The following is an 18,550-nucleotide window of genomic DNA, read 5'->3' as shown; positions in this document are numbered from 1 at the left end:
ACGCCATGGCCGCAAGGCCGCTCATCGCCAGGCAGCCGAACGAACGGCTCCAGGCACTCATCCAGGAAGCGGGCTGCTCGAACGCCGGGCTGGCCCGCCGCGTGAACATGTGCGGAGCGGAGCACGGACTCGATCTGCGCTACGACAAGACGTCCGTCGCGCGCTGGCTGCGCGGCCAGCAGCCCCGGGGGCGGGCACCGGCGATCATCGCCGAGGCGCTCGGACGCAAGCTCGGCAGGACGGTCACGATCGACGAGATCGGCATGGCCAACGGCAAGAACCTGGCGTCCGGCGTCGGTCTCCAGTTCTCGCCGACGATACTGGGCGCGATCGAGCAGGTCTGCGAGCTGTGGCGCAGCGACGTGGGGCGGCGGGACTTCCTGTCCGGCTCGTCCGTCGCCGCCTCCGCGCTCGTCGAGCCGAGCCGCGACTGGCTGATCTCGTCGCCGGACTCGCAGGTGGCCCGGTCGGCGGGCCCGCGCGTCGGGCTCTCGGACGTGGCGGCGGTCCGCGCGATGACCCAGGCCCTGACCGACCTGGACCACCAGTACGGCAGCGGGCATGTGCGCCCGGTCGTCGTGCACTACCTGAACAGCGTGGTCTCCGGGCTGCTCGCCGGCTCCTACCGCGAGGCGGTCGGACGTGAACTGTTCGCCGCCGTCTCCCGGTTGACGGAACTCGCCGGCTACATGGCCATCGACACCGGCCAGCCCGGGCTCGCCCAGCGCTACTACATCCAGGCGCTGCGGCTCGCGCAGGCGGCCGGCGACCGCGCCTACGGCGGTTACGTCCTCGCCGCGTCCATGAGCCACCTGGCCGCCCAGCTCGGCAACCCGCGCGAGATCGCGCAGTTGGCGCGCGCGGCCCAGGAAGGGTCGCGGGGCCGGGTGACTCCGCGGGCGGAGTCGATGTTCCACGCGGCCGAGGCGCGCGGGCACGCGCTGATGGGCGACGCGCGCGCCGCGCAGGTGGCGTCCGGGAAGGCCGTCACGGCCCTGGAGAACGCGGACGCGGCCTCCGGGGACGACCCGGCGTGGATCGCGCACTTCGACGAGGCCTATCTGGCCGACGAGTTGGCCCACTGCCACCGGGACCTCGGCCAGGCCGAGGCCGCCGCGCGGTGCGCCGAGGAGTCCCTGGCCGGCCTTCCCGAGTCGCGGGCCCGTCGCCGGGCCATCGGCTATGTCCTGCTGGCCACGGCACAGGTCCAGAAGCGTGAGGTGGAGCAGGCCTGCCACACCGGTCTGCGGGCCGTCGAACTCCTCGGCACGCTCCGCTCCAACCGCGGCGCCGAGTACCTGGAGGACCTGCAGCAGCGTCTGGCGCCCTTCCAGGACGAGGCCGTGGTCCGGGAGTTCGGGGCGCGCATGGAGCTGCAGGCCGCGGCGTGACCGTAGATGGGGGGGTGGGGGGAACGGGGCGTGCGAGCGGGGCCGTCGGAGCGAGGTGTGATCATTTCGCTTCGCCGCCTTCCGGACCCGCGTCCGTGAACATATGGCCCGTAGGGGCGTGAACGCCGGGAAAACGAGGGCGCTGCGCGGGAGAGGAGTGAGATACAGCGCATTCGGGGGCGCTTTCGTTACCCGTGTCACAAGGGGCGGCGGTCACCCCCGGTGCTGCGTGGCACCGGGTTGCGGGGACCCGGTAGCGTGAGCCGATGATTCCGAAGGTCCCCCATTCGTAGGAGTCCCGGTGACGCAGAGCGGACAGGGCGAGGAGCCCTCGGCGCGGCCCGCGCACGAAGGCATCGTGCTGCCCTCCGACGGTAGCGAGCCCCTGCTGCCGGGTACGACGGGTGACCGCGTGACCCCGGTCAGTGGCCCGGCCTGGGGCGGACAGTGGGGCCCCGACCAGTCGGCGGCCTCCGCCCCCGGATCCGCCGACGGCTGGGGCGCGCCCGCGAACGCCGAACCGTCGTGGGGCGCCTCCGCGCCCTCCGGCGCGCAGGGCTGGCCGGCGGCGGACCCGCACGGCGCACAGCAGGCGCAGGGCTTCGCCGCACCGGGATCCGGCTCCGCACCGCTGCCGCCCGAGAGCGCGCCTTCCTCGGCGTACGGCGCCCAGAACGGCTATGCGCCGGGGGCGCACGGCCCGGGCGCCGCAGCCGGATACGACGGGTACGGCGCCTACGGGACCCAGGACCAGCACGGCGGGCACACCGGCCCCGGGACGCAGCTCCCGTCCGGCGGCGAGGACGGCGCCACCCAGTACATCCCCTACATACCGGCCGCCCCGGGTGCCGACGAGGGGGCGACGCAGTTCATACCGCCGGTCGCCGCCGCACCGGACGAGGGCGCCACCCAGTTCATACCGCCGGTCGGGCCGGGCGCCCTGCCGCCGGAGGTCGTGGCCGGCGCCCCGCACTACCCGGGGCAGGGCGGTTCGGACGCCGACGCCACGCAGTACATCCCGCCCGTGCCCGCGCAGCAGTCGGGGTCCTTCGGGGTGCCTTCCGGCGCGCCCGAGGAGCGCCAGCCCCCGGCGGAGTTCGACAGTCTCTTCCGCAGCGAGCCGGAGGTGGCCGGGTCGACGCAGATGCTGCCCCGCATCGACGCGGGAAGCCCGCAGGCCCCGTACGGCGCGGGCGACAGGTACGGCGCCCAGCCGGCGCCCGGCGCGCCCGGCGGACGTGCCGCGGGACGGCGTGGCGGTCCGGCCGACGGTGACGGCGGTGGTGCCCGCAGCGGCTCGCGCGTTCCGCTGATCGCCGCGGTCGGCATCGGCATCATCGTGCTCGGTGTCGGCGCCGGCGCGCTGCTCAGCGGCGGTGGCGGGGACGACGGCGCCCAGGACGACACCGGCAAGACGGTGGCCGCGACGGCGCCCGCCACGGCGGGTTCGTCGGCGCCCGCCGCCGACCCGGCGAAGGCGCAGGCCGTCGAACTGGACAAGCTCCTCGCGGACAGCGCCAGCAGCCGTGACTCGGTGATCAGGGCCGTGGCGAACGTGAAGGCGTGCAACAACCTCGGCCAGGCGGCCAGTGATCTGCGGGACGCGGCCAAGCAGCGCGGCGAGCTGGTCACCCGGCTCTCGGGCCTCGCGGTCGACAAGCTGCCGAACCAGGCCGAGCTGACCGCCGCCCTCAACAGCGGCTGGAAGGCCTCGGCCTCGGCCGACAACCACTACGCGGCCTGGGCCGACCAGGTCGCCAACGACAAGAAGGGCTGCCGCAAGGGCAGCGCCCGCACCACGGGGCAGACCCAGGCGGGCGACCGGGCCAGCGGAACGGCCTCCGCCCAGAAGGGGAAGGCCGCGACGCTGTGGAACTCCATCGCGGCGAAGTACGGCCTGACGCAGCGGGCCCGCACCCAGCTCTGAGCACGCGCGAAGGCCCGGTTCCCGCACCGAACGGTGCGGGAACCGGGCCTTCGTCGTGAGCGCCGTCCGGCCCTCGGCCCTACTGCCGTGGCAGGCGACGTTCGCGCGGCGAGCGTCACCCGTCGCGGCGTCAGCTCGTCCGGGCCAGGGTCTTCGTCATGTTCACGAACCCCTTGCGCTGTGACGTGAGCTGACCGCCGCTGACGACCTGGAAGGTGACGTTGGCGTTGACCAGGCGCGGGAAGTCGGCGGCCGCCGTCTCCGCGTCGAAGCGCCAGCTCAGCGTCGGGGTGAGGCCGCCGGTGTTCACCTTGAGGCCGTTGTCGAGTTCGCGCCGGACGGTGAGGGGCGAGACCTCTCCCGCGCCGAGCGACTCGATGGCCTTCCTCAGCACGGTGTAGGCGATCCAGGTGGTCTGCACCCCGGCGTCCGCGGGGTCGATCCGGTTGTCGCCGAAGGCCTGCTCCTTGATCACCGCCCGCATCGGGTTCCAGCGCGAGTCGTCGGCGGTCGGGTACCAGCCGGTGACGTACGAGCCCTCGTACGGGCCCGACTTGCCGCCGGTCGCGTCGATCAGCGACTGGTCGACGTTGCCGATCACCGTGCCGGTGTGCACCGCCGGGTGGTCCTCGGCGTCGCGCCGGAAGGAGTCCATGAAGGTGTTCGTACGGTCTCCGAGCGCCGGGACCACACAGCCCTGCCTGGCCGGATCGGAGGTCGCGTGCTGAAGTGCCTGCTGGGTCGGCCGGGAGTACTCGGTGGCGTCCTCGGCCGCCCGCTGGTCCGCGGCCTGCGAGTGGCCCAGCGCCTTCAGGCCGGCGTCGAGCAGCACCGGCAGCTCGTCACCGGCGATGGTGTCGGGGCGTATGAGCGAGACGGGGCCGCAGTTCTTGCCGAGCTGCTCGCCGAGGCCCGCCAGCAGGACGCCCTGACCGCCGTTGACGGGGTAGGAGATGGGACTGGTGAACTCGTCGTCGGTGACGCCGAAGCCTCCGATGTAGGGGATGCCCGCGCTCTCCAGCGGGGCGAGGAACGCCCGGCTGTGCTGGCTGTAGGAGCCCACGACCGCGACGACGTCCTCGTCGACGGCCCGCTCGGCGCAGTGCGCGGCGTCCACCGGGTCGTTGTGGTCGTTGCAGGTGAGGACCTCCAGCCGGCGGCCGTTGATGCCGCCGTGGGCGTTGACCCAGCGCGCGTAGGCCTTCGCCAGGGCCGGCATGCCTGGCTTGTTCGTCGCGTTGGTCTTCTCGGGGGCCCAGGTCATCACCTTGACGGGGCCACCCCCGGAGCCCCCCGTGGCACCAGGGATGACCCCGCATCCGACGGCGACCGACGCGCACGCGACGAGGGCGCTCGCGTACAGCAGCGTGGCCTTGCGGGGCCGGGGCGGAGTGGGGGAGGTGGTGCGCGTGCTTCGCCTACCGGTCATGGGCATGCACGATTCCGCCACACCGAGAATATTTATGTGACCCGCGGTCGACACCAGGTGACGCAGAGGTGAATTACAGGGGTCGATGAACTGTTTTTCGCGAAGAACGTACGATCGGTGACCGTGCAAGACTCGGAGAACTCTTCCCGTCGCGGCCGTCGCTCATCCACCATGGGCGGCATGCCACTGAACGACATGCCGTGGTGGCGCTGGCGCAGCAATGTGCGCTCCGCGCTGCACATGCTTTCCGACCCCGCGTTCCAGAGAGACGTCTGGCTCGCCGGCGTCGACGGATACGGCGACGTCACCGACGCCGTCTACCGCCTGGTCGAGGACACCTGGCTGGACAACTGGTCGGCCGAGAAATACGTGGGCACGATCTTCCGGGACTCCCAGGAGGCGGCCCTCGTCGACAGTGCCGTCCTGCGGGTCCTGCGGATCATGCACCAGGTCGGACCCGACGCGCCGGTCTCGGCCTATCTCGACCACCAGGGGTGGCCGGACGCCCTCCAGGCCGCGCGCGCCGCGCACGTACGGCTGGCGTCGAGCGACGGGGAGGACCCGGACGCGCCGCCCCGCACCCTCGAGGTCCTGCGCATCCTGACGCGGTCGGCGTAGCCCCCGCGCCGCGTTCCGGCGCGGCCTGCGTGGCGTCCGTAGGGCGTTCCGAGGCGGCCTGCGCGGCGTCCGTGCGGCGTTCCGAGGCGGCCGGCGCCCGGGCTTCGCTGCGTCCGCGTGGCGGGACGGCACTCCTGTGCGGGCGCCCGATATGAAACCCTGTCCCGCATGAATGAGCCGTCCGTCCGCGGGACCGCGCCCGCCGCCGATCAGTACGTCCTGACTCTCTCCTGCCCCGACAAGCAGGGCATCGTGCATGCCGTGTCGAGCTACTTGTTCATGACGGGCTGCAACATCGTGGACAGTCAGCAGTTCGGCGACCAGGACACGGGTCTGTTCTTCATGCGCGTCCACTTCTCGGCCGAATCGCCGGTGACGGTGGAGAAACTGCGCGCGAGCTTCACGGCGATCGGTGACGCCTTCCACATGGAGTGGCAGATCCACCGGGCCGAGGACCGGATGCGGGTCGTCCTCATGGTCAGCAAGTTCGGCCACTGCCTGAACGACCTGCTCTTCCGCGCGCGGATCGGCGCACTGCCCGTGGACATCGCCGCCGTGGTCTCCAACCACACCGACTTCGCCGAGCTGGTGGGGTCGTACGACATTCCCTTCCACCACATCGCGGTGACGAAGGACACGAAGGCCGAGGCCGAGGCGCAGCTGCTGGAGCTGGTGCGCGAGAAGGGCGTCGAGCTGGTCGTCCTCGCCCGCTACATGCAGGTCCTCTCGGACGACCTGTGCAAGCAGCTCAGCGGCCGCATCATCAACATCCACCACTCGTTCCTGCCGAGCTTCAAGGGCGCCAAGCCGTACCACCAGGCGCATGCCCGGGGGGTCAAGCTCATCGGCGCCACGGCGCACTACGTGACCGCCGACCTCGACGAGGGCCCGATCATCGAGCAGGAGGTCGAGCGGGTCGGCCACGACGTCACCCCCGACCAGCTCGTCGCCATCGGCCGTGACGTGGAGTGCCAGGCGCTCGCCCGCGCGGTGAAGTGGCACGCGGAGCGCCGCATCCTGCTCAACGGCCGCCGCACGGTCGTCTTCGCCTGACCACCTGACCGCCGGGTTACATCCGGCTCAGTGAAGCCGCCGCGGACAGGACGTCCCTGATGACGTCGCGGTCGCCGTCCTGTCCGGCGGCCGCCTCCTCGGGGGAGACGTGGCCGGCGGCCAGGCGGCAGAACTCGACGCCGTCCAGGGCGACATGGGCCACCTCGTGGTCGGCGGAGCCGACGGCGCCGGGCGAGTCCAGCGGGATGAGCCATTCGCCGCCCCCGGAGCCCTCGATCTCCAGGCGCAGGCTGCGTCCCGGAGCCCCGGCCGTGACGAGATGCCGGACCGACCGGGAGGACAGCCCGGCCCGGCGCCGCTCGGCGAGCGAGACGGGCAGCATCCGCGCGGCCAGGTCGATCATCCGGTGCAGATGCCGGGGAGCGGGCGGCTCGTACGGGTAGTCCACCGCGTCGGCGATGTCCCCCGCGTGCACCCAGCACTCGAAGGCCCGGTCCAGCATCGAGTCGCTGAGCGGCAGCTCGAATCCGCCGTACGCCACGGTGAGCCGCCCGGACGCCTCACCGCCCGCGACCCCGCCGGCGGCCGGGGCGCCCTCCTCCACGAACGACACGCTCCGGACGATGCTGTGGCTCTGTTCCCGCCAGGGGCCGCGCACGGACCGGGTGGGCGGGACGCGCGAGGAACGCCAGTACGCCTCGGTGCGCTCCTGAGGTGTCGGCCGCTCCACGCCCTCCGCACGGGCCGCGCCCGCCACGCCGACCGGGTCGTCCAGCCCCAGCGCGACGGCGACCAGTCCGTCGACGCTCAGCAGATGGGCGATGACCCCGGCGACGGTCGTACGGCGGCTCACGGGCCCGTCGCCCTCGAACCACCGCAGCCGCACGGGCGCGTGCCATTCGGAGCCGCCGATGTCCTGGAGCAGGGCGTCGAGCCGGGCGGTCTCCGCGTCGTACGGAGCCGCCCACTCGGGTACCGGGATGCGCGGCGGGCGCCGGTCCAGGCAGCTCGTCAGGACGCGGGTGCGCAGCGTCGGGTCCAGGTCGAGACTCTCCGCCGGGTGCAGCAGCCCGACCGCCCCGCGCAGCCGCAGCGCCTCCTCCGCGCACGGGCCGCAGTGTCCGAGGTGGTCCTCGACGGCGTTCGTCTCGTCCGCGGAGCACGCGGCCAGCGCCCAGGCCCCGAGCAGCGACTTCAGGACCCGGTGTTCGAGGACCGGCGGCGCCGGCTCGGGTGCGACGGCCGGTCCTGGCACCGGCAGCGGCAGCCCGGTGTCCTCCACGGAGGCGCGGGGCGGCGGGATGCGCGGCGGCCCGCCCGGCAGCGGCCCGGTGCCGCCGGCGTCCTCGTGCCCGTCCTCGTGCATGCCGCTGTGCCCGTCCTCGTTCTCGTCCGTGTTCCCGTGCCCGTCCTTCCGCCCGTCCTCGTACCCGTCCGGGCGCCCCTCCTCGCCGCCGGACGACGCGAACCGGTCAGGTTCCCCGCTCACGGCGCACCCCCCGGTTCAGGCGCTCCGCCGGCGGGTCCCGCGTCGTGGGCGGTGGAGAGCAGCTGCAGGCCGAGACGGAGCCGGCGCCGGGCCTCGTCCTCGGTGACGCCGAGGTCGGCGGCCGCCTGGCGGTAGTCGCGGCGCTGGAAGTAGGCCAGCTCCAGAGCGGTCCGCAGCGGGGCGGGCATGGACGTGACGATGTAGTCCGCGCGGGCGGCGACGGAGGCGCTGCGCACCTTTCGCTCCAGCTCCTCGGCGGTGCCGTCGCCGCCGCGGGCGAGCGCGGCGGTCTCGGTGGCGCGCAGGCGCTGCACGGCCAGGCGGTGGGTCAGGGTGGCCACCCAGGAGCGCAGCGGACCCTGCTTCGGGTCGTAGGCGTCGGGGTTCTCCCAGACGTGGGTGAAGACCTCGCGGGTGATGCCGTCGGCGGCCCGCTCGTCCCCGAGGACGCGATGGGCGAGACCGTGCACGAGCGAGGCGAACCGGTCGTAGAGCTCTCCGAGCGCGGCGGCCTCCCCGCGTGAGAGCCGCTGCTGCATCTTGCGGTCCCAGCGGGGTGGTGCGTCCTGCGTCGCCATACGGCCCCCTCACCCCTGGTCGTGCCCGGCGCCCGTCCCTGCGTCCGGCCTGTGTACCGGCCGTGTCCCCTGTCGTTGTCCAGCCATGCGGTCGTGCCGTCCAGCCTGAGCGCACCCGCTGTCCTGAATGTAGTCGGCACGTCCGACGACGCACGCCCCTTTGCGTCAATGTGCGCCCCTGGGCGGCCCGTGGATGGTAGAAGCACGCCGCTTCCACACCCGTACCTGACAGCAACTGGTCGTATGCGACCGAAAGAGAACCCTCGGCAAGCATTTTCGACCGTAGACAGGCGTTTCTTCCCGGGGCGATCCGTGTTTCATGGAAGGACGGCTGGGCAGCCGCGCTGGAAGGAAGCGTACGGAGTGCTTCCGTTTCTGCTGGGCGAGGCGAGCGAAAGGCGTGGCGGTGACGCTGAAGGTGACGCACGTGTCCGACATGACCGACGGCGAGTGGACCGTGCTCCGGGTGTCGGGCGAACTCGATCTCGTGACGTCGCCGGGGCTGCGCCAGAGCGTCCACGACGTGGTGGCCGCGGGCCGGCACAGCATCGTCCTCGACCTGTCCGAGGTCGAGTTCTGCGACTCCAGCGGTGTCGGCGTGCTGATCGCCGCCCGCCGTCTCATGCGCTCGTGCCGCGGACGTCTGCGGCTGATACTGCCCGCGCGGGGCGCGGTCGACGGCTCCCATGTGAACCGCGTCCTCGGGGCCCTCGGCGTGCGCCGGCTCTTCGACGTGTACCCCGACGTCGACGCGGCCACGGACGAGGAGTCCCGCCCGCTGTCGGCCTGACGGCGCCCGGTGCCGGTCCCTGGCCCACCGCGCCCGGGGACGGCCGTTTCCCGCCCCCCTTCCGCCCTCCGCCCGCCGCTTTCCGGCCGCTTTTCCTTGTCTCGCAATTCTTGCGGTCTTGGCACAACCGACGCTTTCCGGCACCCCGGACGGTTCGGTCGTCGTACGCTCCGTCCCAGATGAACCGCAGTCCGGCCGCGGCCGGCTGAGTAGTGAGGCGGTCCGAGAACACCATGGTCAGTTCCGAGTACGAGCGCAGGATCGCCGCCCGGTTCGCCGGCTTCGACCAGGACGGCAACGGCTACATCGACCGGGAGGACTTCAGCGCCGCGACCAAGTCCGTGCTCGCCGAGTTCGGCACCCCGGCCCGGTCGGACAAGGGCCAGGCCCTCTACATCGGGGCCGAGGCGTTCTGGCAGGGCATGGCCGGGATAGCGGACCGTGACGGAGACCAGCGGATCACGCGCGAGGAGTTCGTGAGCGGCGCCGTGAAGCGGCTGCGCGACAACCCGGAGCGGTTCGCCGAGATCGCCCGCCCCTTCCTGCACGCGGCCCTCGCCGTGGCGGACACCGACGGGGACGGCGCGGCCACCGTCACGGAGGTCACGCGTGTCCTCGGGGCGCTCGGAGTGGGCGAGGGCGTCGCCGCGACCGTGGCCGCCGCCCTGGACGCGGACACGGACGGACGGATCGGCGAGGCGGAGATCGTCAGCGGGTTCGCCCGCTACTTCACCGTGCCGGAGTAGGCGGGCCGGCCGCGGTGGCCGGAGCGGGCCGTGGGGATCTCACCCCGAAAAGCGCTCCCTGAGCCGGTACTTGAGCACCTTGCGCAGCGCCTCGTTGCGCGGAAGGGCGTCCACGACCTCCAGCTGCTCCGGCAGCTTGTGCACGGACAGCCCTTCCCCGCGCAGGTACGACGTCACGGCGGCCAGCGTCAGCTCCGGCGCGCCCGGCGGCTGCTCCACCACCGCGCAGACGCGCTCGCCGCGCTCGGCGTCGGGCAGCCCGATCACGGCGGCGTCGCCGACCGCCGGGTGGCGGTGCAGCAGATCCTCGATCTCCTTCGCGGAGATGTTCTCGCCCTTGCGGATGATGATGTCCTTCACCCGGCCGGTCAGGACGAGGTGACCGCTCCCGGTCAGGTGCCCCACGTCCCCGGTGATCAGGAACCCGTCCCCGTCGAACGCCTCCGCGGTCTGCGCCGGGTCCAGATATCCCTGGCACACGGCCTCACCCCGCAGCCGCACGTCGCCGTCGGTCCCGCACGGCCGGGCGGCGCCCGCCGCGTCCACGATCCGTATCTCCATGCCCTCCGGGGGCCTGCCCTCCGTGGTGGCCAGGTTCTCGGCCGTGTCGTCCGGCGCCCCCATCGTGATCATCGGGACCTCGGTCATCCCGTATCCGTGGGTGAGCTGCACGCCCATCTCCCGGACGACCGAGTGGTAGATCTCCGGCGGCTTCGGGGCCCCGCCGCCGGCGAGCAGCCGCAGGGTGGGGATGACCGGCTCCCCGGGCCGTTTGCGCTGCTCGGCGAGGAACATCGAGTAGAACGCGGTCGACCCGCCCGCCACCGTCACACCGTGCCTGCGGTACTCCTCCAGGGCGGCGGGCAGCGCGAAGTGCTCGAACATCACGGCCGGGAAGCCGTACAGCAGCAGCATCACCGTGTAGTCGGGCCCGGCGATGTGTGCGTACGGGAAGGCCATCGAGCCGACGTCGCTCCCGGACAGCCGCAGCGCGTGCGCGAGGCAGGAGCCGCCCGCGATCAGTGAACGGTCGGTGTGCAGCACGCCCTTGGGGTCGGAGGTGGTGCCCGAGGTCCAGTAGATCCAGCGGACGGAGGTTCCGTCGGCGGGCGGGGGCGGCAGGACGGCGGGATCGCCGTCGGGCAGCGCGTCGTACGCCTCGAAGACGTTCTTCGCGTCGAGCCGGTGGGCCATCGCGGTGTGGTCGAAGCCGCGCCACTCGCCCGGGACGGCGACGTACTCGGCCTTCGACTCCCGCAGCGCGAAGCCGACCTCGCGGTCGCGGTAGAAGGGGATGACCGGCGACTGGACGGCGCCGAGGCGGGCCAGCGCGAAGGACAGCAGGGCGGTCTCGATCCGGGTGGGCAGCTGCCAGGCGACCACCGTGCCCGGCCGTACGCCCCTGTCGTGGAGGCCGGCCGCCACCCGTTCGGCGCGGTCGCGCAGCTCGCCGAAGCTCAGGGAGCGGTCGCCCTGGAGCAGGACCGGCCGGTCGGGGGTGAGGCCGGCCCGGCGGTCGACCAGTTCCCACAGCGTGCGCGCGGAACTCAGGGCGTGTGCGGTGTCGTTCACTTCGGCCCCCTGTGGTCGTTCGCGTCGGCGGACAGAGCTGACGGGCAGTCAGATCGTGCGCAGAGCGTAGGGCCCGGCGCCTTGTCGGTCCATAGGCGCGGGGCTAGCCTGCTCGTACGGATGAATCTGACGGGTCATCAGAAACGTACGCCAGGCGGAGGGGACCATGACCGAACTGCCCCGCATCATCAGCGTCGACGACCATGTGATCGAGCCCGCACACCTCTTCGAGACCTGGCTCCCGCGGAAGTACCACGACCGGGGACCGAGGCCGCTCACCGCCGGCATCGGGGAACTCGCCTACGTCGGGGGCAAGTACCAGATCACCATGGACCCGGACGGCCCGCCGACCGACTGGTGGATCTACGAGGACCTCAAGTTCCCGTACAAACGCAACATCGCCGCCGTCGGCTTCGACCGCGACGAGATGACGCTGGAGGGCATCACCCGCGCGGAGATGCGGCGCGGCTGCTGGGACCCCGCCGAGCGGCTCAAGGACATGGACCTCAACCACGTCGAGGCCAGCCTCTGCTTCCCCACCTTCCCGCGCTTCTGCGGCCAGACCTTCGCCGAGGCGCACGACAAGGAAGTGGCCCTGGCCTGTGTGCGGGCCTACAACGACTGGATGGTCGAGGAATGGTGCGGCGACAGCGGCGGCCGGCTGATCCCGCTGTGCCTGATCCCGCTGTGGGACATCGATCTCGCGGTCGCCGAGATCCGCCGCAACGCCGCCCGGGGCGTCAAGGCCGTCACCTTCTCCGAGATCCCCACCTACCTCGGACTGCCCTCCATCCACTCCGGGTACTGGGACCCGTTCTTCGCCGTCTGCCAGGAGACCGGGACGGTCGTGAACATGCACATCGGCTCGTCCTCCCAGATGCCGGCCGCCTCCCCCGACGCGCCCCCCGCCGTCCAGGCCTCGCTGTCCTTCAACAACGCGATGGCCTCGATGATGGACTTCCTGTTCAGCGGCGTCCTGGTGAAGTTCCCGCGCCTCAAGCTGGCCTACTCCGAGGGCCAGATGGGCTGGATCCCGTACGCCCTGGAACGCGCGGACGACGTCTGGTCGGAGCACCGCGCCTGGGGCGGCGTCAGGGACCTGATCCCGGAGCCCCCGTCGACGTACTACTACCGGCAGATCTTCTGCTGCTTCTTCCGCGACAAGCACGGAGTCGCGTCCCTGGACGTGGTGGGCCGGGACAACGCCACCTTCGAGACCGACTACCCGCACGTCGACTCGACCTTCCCGCACACCAAGGAGGTCGCCCTCGACCATGTGAAGGGCCTCGACGACGAGACCGTCCACAAGCTGATGCGCGGCAACGCCATCCGCATGCTGGACCTGGACCTGTAGTGGACCTGACGTACACCCCCGAGGAGGAGGAGTTCCGCGCGCGGCTGCGGACCTGGCTCGCCTCGGTCCTTCCGGCGCTGCCGCCGAAACCGTCCCCGCGCGACTGGCCCGCCCGACGGGCCTACGACCTCGGCTGGCAGCGGATGCTGTACGACGCCGGGTACGCGGGCCTGCACTGGCCCCTCGACGCGGGCGGCCGGGGTGCCACGCCGACGCAGCACCTCATCTACCTGGAGGAGACCGAGAAGGCCGGCGCCCCCTACGTGGGGGCCAACTTCGTCGGGCTGCTGCACGCCGGGCCGACCATCGCCTCCGAGGGGAGCGCCGAGCAGCGGGCGCGCTGGCTGCCGCCCGTGCTGCGCGGCGAGGAGGTCTGGTGCCAGGGCTTCAGCGAACCGGACGCCGGCTCGGACCTCGCGGCACTGCGCACGCGCGCGCGGCGCGACGGAGACGACTACGTGGTCAGCGGCTCCAAGATCTGGACCTCCCACGCCGAAGTGGCCGACTGGTGCGAGCTGCTGGTGCGGACGGACCCCGCCGCGCGCAAGCACCGGGGCATCACCTGGCTCGCGATGCCGATGGACGCGCCCGGCATCACCGTCCGCCCGCTGCGCACGCTCGCGGGCTCCACCGAGTTCGCCGAGGTCTTCCTCGACGAGGTGCGCGTCCCGGTCGCCAACCGGGTCGGCGCCGAGAACGACGGCTGGCGCGTGACCATGGTGACGCTCTCCTTCGAGCGCGGCACCGCCTTCGTCGGCGAGGTGGTCGCCTGCCGCCGCGTCCTCACCGAGGTCGCGCGGGAGGCACGCAAGAACGGCCGCTGGGACGACGCCGTCCTGCGCCGCCGTCTCGGCAGGCTGAACGCCGAGTTCCGCGCGCTGTGGCGGCTCACCCAGTGGAACGTCAGCGAGGCGCAGGGCACCGGGGGCGTGCCGGGCGTCGGCGGTTCGGTCTTCAAGCTGAGCTATTCGCACGCCCGCCAGGAGCTGTTCGACGCCGCCGCGGAGGTTCTCGGCCCCGAGGCGCTGGACCTGGGACGGGAGTGGACCCTGGACCGGCTCTCCTCGCTGTCGTACACGATCGCGGCCGGCACCTCGCAGATCCAGCGGAACATCGTGGCCGAGCGGATCCTCGGCCTTCCCAGGGGGAGGTGAATCCGACCGGTGGACTTCCGGCTCACTGATGATCAACGGGCTCTGCGGCAGGGCATTCGCGAACTGCTCCGGGGCCGCTTCGGACGAGAGGCGTTGCGCGCGGCCGTGGACCGGGCCGACGGGAACAGCGGCCCGGACGGGAAGAGCGGCCCGGACGGGAAGAGCGGCCCGGACGGGAAGGGCGCGACGGGCGGGACGGAAGGGGCGGGCGAGAGGCCTGCGGAGGGCGTGCGGGTGCTCGACCGGGAGCTGTGGCGCGAGCTGGGCGCGGCGGGTTTCTTCGCGCTGCGCCTGCCCGAGGCCGAGGGCGGCGTCGGGCTGGGCCTTCCGGAGGCCGTGCTGGCGTTCGAGGAGGCGGGGCGGGTCCTGCTGCCGGGACCGCTGATCGCCACCCATCTCGCCGCGGCCGCCGTGCCCGGGGCTGCCGCCGGGGACGTGGTCGTGACGTCCGCCGACGGCGGGCTCGTGGAATGGCTGGACGAGGCCGACGTCGTCCGGGGCGACGCCACCGGGGCGGAACCGCTGGTCCCGGTGGACCCGCTGACACCCCTGCACCGGCTGCCCCGGGCCGACGGCCGGCCGGCCGGGGGCGGCGCACGCGGGAGGGCCGGGACGCCGGACCACCTGCTCGTGTCGCTCCTGACCGCGGCCGAACAGCTCGGCAGCGCCGCCCGGACCTGCGAGAGCGCCGTGCAACACGCCCGGACGCGCGAGCAGTTCGGGCAGCCGATCGGAGCCTTCCAGGCTGTGCAGCACCTGTGCGCGGGCATGCTCGCGCGGGTCGAGGTGGCCCGCGCGGCCGTCTACGCCGCCTCGGTCACCGCCGACCCCGTGGACGTCGCCGCGGCCCGTCTGCTCGCCGACGAGGCCGCCGTGCGCGGCGCCCGCGACTGTCTCCAGGTGCACGGCGGCATGGGCTTCACCTGGGAGTCCGACGTCCATCTGCACCTGAAGCGGGCCTGGACGCGGACCCGTCGTGCCGGGGGCGCTACGGAGAGCGAGGAATCGCTGGCGGAGGATCTGGTGACCGCCGAGGCGTAGAGGGCCGCTGTCCTGGGGCGTCGCGGGAGGAACGGGGGTGGATGTCGCGGATCGTGGCAAAACGGGATCACGGAGCGTTGAGACCTGGTTGTGTCCTAGGCGTGACTTGTCACGGCCTGGAGTCGGCGCCGGGCTCCGGTACCTTGTGTGGGATGCGAGTGGTTCTGAGGCTGAGCCATCCCGGTGTTGCCCCCGAGGCCGCGCCGGACCCGGCGATGCGCGCCGCTCGCGAGGCAGGACGGAGCCCCGTACCTGCCTGTTCGACTTCCCATGGCGAGCGTCGCACAGTATGCCGCACGCGTACTCCTTCGCGCTGGAATATGCCCGAAGCGCTTGTTGGGGTGACTGTACGTCAACCATGCTGTCTCGCAAGGGAATCACGTTCCGTGATCCTTGTTCTGGCCATGCAGAAAATGGCTACGATCGTGGCCCTTGTGAGGCGCGAGGCGATGTGTCCGCCGGTTCGGATGGTGTGAGCGGTGCAGGTGCTTCAAGTGCAGCTGGAGATCCGGCCCGACCCCGCAGAGGTGGGGCGAGCCCGGCGGTGGGCCCGTTCGAGGCTCGCGGGGTCCGGGATAGACGCCGATGAACCACTCGCCGAGACGCTGATCCTGCTCGTCTCCGAACTCGTCACCAACGCCGTGGTGCACACCGGGTGTCCGGCCGTGCTGCGCCTGTGCCTGCCCGGCGGCGCCGGGGCCGCCACCGTCCGTCTCGAGGTGGCCGACAGCAGTGCCCGGCCGCCGATGCCCCGGCACGCGGACGGCGACGAGACCAACGGCCGTGGCCTGGAACTGGTCGACGGCCTCGCGGACCGCTGGGGCTGGAGCCCCGAGGGGGCCGGCAAACGCATCTGGTGCGAGCTGGACCGCTGCGCCTCGGACGCCGCGCAGGACTCCCCGTACGGCGCCTACGGCGGCTTCGCGTACGAGGCGGTCTAGGGCCGGTACGTCGGGCCCCGTTCCTCGTCGTCGCCGTGCGGGGGCGTCCCGGTTCGCCGAGGCGATCCCGTCCTCGCGGGCCTCGCGTTGCGTGCATGTATGCACGAAACCGCTGTACACGGCCGCGGTAGTGGCCGAATGCGCCGGGTCGTGCTTCCGTACGCGCTGTCTCAAATAGGGTGGAACGCCGCAAATCCCCGATCGGCTGTTGACGTGGCGTGTCCGTTTGATCACGCTTGTGTTCAGCGATTCGCCGCGAGGGGACGACGAGGGTTCCGGTGACGGGGGCCCTCGGCGAGGGTGGGTCGTGATTCGGCGTCGGCTCCCCCACGGCCAGGGGAGGCAGGGCGGGTACGCCGGAGGCGGATGGCGGCGCGCGGTGCCGTGCCCGGGGTGAGGTGGGGACCTTCGGCCGGGCGCAGTCGAGAGTGGGGGAAGCGCGCCGCCAGCCGGCCCTCGTACGGACAGGTCTCGGACCGCGGCTCCCGTGCGGACAGGTCTCGGACCGCGGCCCTCGTGCGGACAGGTCTCGGACCGGGTGTCAGAGGATCGCCACGGGTGCCACCGGGGTGCCGGTGCCGCCGACGAAGGGTTCCGGCATCGCCGACAGCAGGAAGGTGTACCGGCCTTCTTGTCCACAGGCTGTGGACAACTCTTCGAGGTTCCAGTTCTGACCCTGCAGCATCCCCATCTCGACCAGGTCGAGCGCGTGCACGGGCAGCCACAGGTCCTCGATCTCGGGCGGGAAGATCTCGAAGGTCAGGGTGTCGTTGGCGACCGCCGCGACATCGCGCGCGTGGAACCACTCGGGGGTGCGCACCGACAGCCCCGGCGACGGATACCCGTACCCGTGCTTGTCGCCCGCCAGGTACACCTGGATCTGCCCGGTCCGTACGAGCACGATGTCGCCCGCCCGCACCCGCGTGCCCGCCAGTTCCTCCGCCGCCTCCAGGTCCTCGGGCGTGACCGCGTGCCCGCCGGCCAGCCGGTGTTCACCGCGTGCCCGCGCCACGTCGAGCAGGACGCCCCGCGAGACGATGTGCCGCGGCTTGTCGATCCCGCTGAACTCGGCGCCGCCGTGCGGGGTCACGGTGGAGGCGGGGCGCCCGTTGTAGAGCCTGCCGGAGTGCGAGACGTGCGGCAGCGCGTCCCAGTGGGTGGCCGCCTGGAGGCCCATGGTCACGGCGTCGTCGCTGCACGCCACCGTGCCGGGGCCGAAGATCTCCTGGTTGATCTGCACCATCGTGTGCAGGGGATTGACCCGCCCCGGGATCATCCCGGTCTGTACACCGTCCTGTTGGAGCGGCAGCGCGAGCGGCACCCGGAGCCCCGTCCGCACCGTCCCGGCGGCCTCCCGCACCACCTCGTCCGTGATGAGGTTCAGCGTTCCGATCTCGTCGTCGGCCCCCCAGCGCCCCCAGTTGTTGACGCGCTTGGCGATCTCGTGGAACTCCGGACGGAGCGCCGGCTGCGACATGAGTCCTCCCCGGGGGCTTGTCTCCAGGTATCTGACGGGTCGTAGAATCCGAGTTGAATCTAACGGACCGTCAGAAACTGCGGGAAGGGGCCGGGCATGGGGAACTTCCTTGCGGGCAAGGCCGTCGCCGTCACGGGCGCGGGCCGGGGGATAGGCCGGGCGGTCGCGCTCGCCGCGGCCGCGGAGGGCGCCCGCGTCGTCGTCAACGACCACGGCGTGTCCGTCGAGGGCGAGGAGCCCACGAGTTCGGTGGCCGAGGCCGTCGTGAAGGAGATCGAGGCCGCCGGCGGGGAGGCGGTCGCGGTCGCCGACGACATCTCGACGATGGCGGGCGGGCAGCGCGTCGTCGACACCGCGCTCGCCTCGTACGGGCGGATCGACGGAGTGGTGTGCGTGGCCGGCATCCTGCGCGAGCGGATGCTCTTCAACATGTCCGAACAGGAGTGGGACCCCGTCGTCGCCACCCATCTCAAGGGCACGTTCACCCTCTTCCGGGCCGCCTCGGCGGTGATGCGCAAACAGGGCTCGGGCACCCTGATCGGCTTCACCAGCGGCAACCACCAGGGGTCGGTGGCGCAGGCCAACTACAGCGCGGCGAAGGGCGGGATCATCTCGCTCGTGCGCAGCGCGGCCCTCGGTCTGCACAAGTACGGAGTCACCGCGAACGCCGTCGCGCCCGTCGCCCGTACGCGCATGTCGGCGAACGTGCCCATGGAGCTGAAGGAGATCGGCGAACCGGAGGACGTGGCCGCGCTCGTCGTCTACCTGCTGTCGGACCGGGCCCGCGAGGAACGCATCACCGGGCAGGTCTACACGATCGCCGGACCCAAGATCGCCGTATGGGCCCAGCCGCGCGAACTGCGCGCCGGGTACGCCGAGGGCGCCTGGACCCCGGAGAAGATCGCCGACTTCCTGCCCGGGACCGTCGGGGTCGATCCGATGCCGCTGCTGGAACAGCTGGAGGCGATGGCGCGGGCGGCCGCGGACAAGGCGCGCCCCAACGCGTGACCGTTCCCGGTCCGGGTGTCC

The 18,550-nt window shown here is 72.3% G+C and carries 16 protein-coding genes; 11 read left to right on the top strand and 5 right to left on the bottom strand.

Translation table 11 applies throughout. The features are described 5' to 3' along the window. The first annotated feature begins 5 nt into the window (after positions 1 to 5). Together ACFYYF_RS28335 and ACFYYF_RS28330 are read left to right on the top strand one after the other, a co-directional pair. Positions 6 to 1,391, top strand: coding sequence for a transcriptional regulator (locus ACFYYF_RS28335; RefSeq protein ID WP_365482383.1), 1,386 nt, complete (start codon positions 6 to 8; stop codon positions 1,389 to 1,391). Positions 1,392 to 1,692: 301 nt separating this feature from the next. Next, on the top strand, positions 1,693 to 3,318 hold the full coding sequence (locus ACFYYF_RS28330) for a hypothetical protein (protein WP_388780408.1): 1,626 nt from the start codon (positions 1,693 to 1,695) through the stop codon (positions 3,316 to 3,318). 130 nt (positions 3,319 to 3,448) lie between these two features. Here ACFYYF_RS28330 and ACFYYF_RS28325 read toward each other — a convergent pair whose 3' ends face one another. Then, positions 3,449 to 4,747 carry an ABC transporter substrate-binding protein gene (locus ACFYYF_RS28325; RefSeq protein WP_388780407.1) on the bottom strand — a complete coding sequence of 433 codons (1,299 nt, stop codon included), beginning with the start codon at positions 4,745 to 4,747 and terminating at the stop codon, positions 3,449 to 3,451. A 117-nt stretch (positions 4,748 to 4,864) separates the two neighbouring features. Here ACFYYF_RS28325 and ACFYYF_RS28320 point away from each other — a divergent pair, with 117 nt between their 5' ends. Together ACFYYF_RS28320 and purU are read left to right on the top strand one after the other, a co-directional pair. Next, on the top strand, positions 4,865 to 5,365 hold the full coding sequence (locus ACFYYF_RS28320; RefSeq protein ID WP_361678488.1) for a hypothetical protein: 501 nt from the start codon (positions 4,865 to 4,867) through the stop codon (positions 5,363 to 5,365). A gap of 168 nt (positions 5,366 to 5,533) precedes the next feature. Further along, positions 5,534 to 6,418, top strand: coding sequence for a formyltetrahydrofolate deformylase (gene purU, locus ACFYYF_RS28315; protein WP_361678485.1), 885 nt, complete (start codon positions 5,534 to 5,536; stop codon positions 6,416 to 6,418). Between the two features lie 16 nt (positions 6,419 to 6,434). Here purU and ACFYYF_RS28310 read toward each other — a convergent pair whose 3' ends face one another. Next, positions 6,435 to 7,745 (bottom strand): MDMPI N domain containing protein, encoded by a 1,311-nt coding sequence (locus ACFYYF_RS28310; RefSeq protein WP_388780520.1) that lies wholly within the window; start codon positions 7,743 to 7,745, stop codon positions 6,435 to 6,437. A gap of 119 nt (positions 7,746 to 7,864) precedes the next feature. After that, positions 7,865 to 8,446, bottom strand: a complete 582-nt coding sequence (locus ACFYYF_RS28305) for a sigma-70 family RNA polymerase sigma factor (RefSeq protein ID WP_365482391.1) — start codon at positions 8,444 to 8,446, stop codon at positions 7,865 to 7,867. A 436-nt stretch (positions 8,447 to 8,882) separates the two neighbouring features. Here ACFYYF_RS28305 and ACFYYF_RS28300 point away from each other — a divergent pair, with 436 nt between their 5' ends. Further along, positions 8,883 to 9,236, top strand: coding sequence for an STAS domain-containing protein (locus ACFYYF_RS28300; protein ID WP_388780519.1), 354 nt, complete (start codon positions 8,883 to 8,885; stop codon positions 9,234 to 9,236). Between the two features lie 233 nt (positions 9,237 to 9,469). Beyond that, entirely contained in the window at positions 9,470 to 9,982 is a 513-nt protein-coding gene (locus tag ACFYYF_RS28295) for an EF-hand domain-containing protein (RefSeq protein WP_361678479.1), read from the top strand. Positions 9,983 to 10,021: 39 nt separating this feature from the next. Here ACFYYF_RS28295 and ACFYYF_RS28290 read toward each other — a convergent pair whose 3' ends face one another. Beyond that, positions 10,022 to 11,554 carry a class I adenylate-forming enzyme family protein gene (locus ACFYYF_RS28290; RefSeq protein WP_388780406.1) on the bottom strand — a complete coding sequence of 511 codons (1,533 nt, stop codon included), beginning with the start codon at positions 11,552 to 11,554 and terminating at the stop codon, positions 10,022 to 10,024. 166 nt (positions 11,555 to 11,720) lie between these two features. Between ACFYYF_RS28290 and ACFYYF_RS28285 the strand changes: the two genes are divergently transcribed. The 4 genes from ACFYYF_RS28285 (at position 11,721) to ACFYYF_RS28270 (ending at position 16,044) form a co-directional block, all read left to right on the top strand. Next, a complete protein-coding gene (locus ACFYYF_RS28285) occupies positions 11,721 to 12,908 on the top strand; it encodes an amidohydrolase family protein (protein ID WP_365482397.1) in 1,188 nt (395 codons plus the stop codon). Then, positions 12,908 to 14,062 carry an acyl-CoA dehydrogenase gene (locus ACFYYF_RS28280; RefSeq protein WP_388780405.1) on the top strand — a complete coding sequence of 385 codons (1,155 nt, stop codon included), beginning with the start codon at positions 12,908 to 12,910 and terminating at the stop codon, positions 14,060 to 14,062. Before ACFYYF_RS28285 ends, ACFYYF_RS28280 begins: the two co-directional genes overlap by 1 nt. Before the next feature lie 9 nt (positions 14,063 to 14,071). Next, entirely contained in the window at positions 14,072 to 15,103 is a 1,032-nt protein-coding gene (locus ACFYYF_RS28275) for an acyl-CoA dehydrogenase family protein (RefSeq protein WP_388780404.1), read from the top strand. Between the two features lie 479 nt (positions 15,104 to 15,582). Continuing rightward, positions 15,583 to 16,044, top strand: a complete 462-nt coding sequence (locus tag ACFYYF_RS28270; protein ID WP_361678464.1) for an ATP-binding protein — start codon at positions 15,583 to 15,585, stop codon at positions 16,042 to 16,044. A 541-nt stretch (positions 16,045 to 16,585) separates the two neighbouring features. Here the strand turns inward: ACFYYF_RS28270 and ACFYYF_RS28265 are convergent. Next, positions 16,586 to 17,521, bottom strand: a complete 936-nt coding sequence (locus ACFYYF_RS28265) for a cyclase family protein (protein WP_388780403.1) — start codon at positions 17,519 to 17,521, stop codon at positions 16,586 to 16,588. A gap of 96 nt (positions 17,522 to 17,617) precedes the next feature. Between ACFYYF_RS28265 and ACFYYF_RS28260 the strand changes: the two genes are divergently transcribed. Beyond that, positions 17,618 to 18,529, top strand: a complete 912-nt coding sequence (locus ACFYYF_RS28260; RefSeq protein WP_365482407.1) for an SDR family oxidoreductase — start codon at positions 17,618 to 17,620, stop codon at positions 18,527 to 18,529. Positions 18,530 to 18,550: the final 21 nt, after the last annotated feature.

The organism is Streptomyces sp. NPDC001914 (genome assembly GCF_042891215.1).
GTDB lineage: Bacteria > Actinomycetota > Actinomycetes > Streptomycetales > Streptomycetaceae > Streptomyces.
The sequence above is the reverse complement of the archived record's forward strand: the minus strand, read 5'-3'. Positions and strand labels throughout refer to the sequence as shown.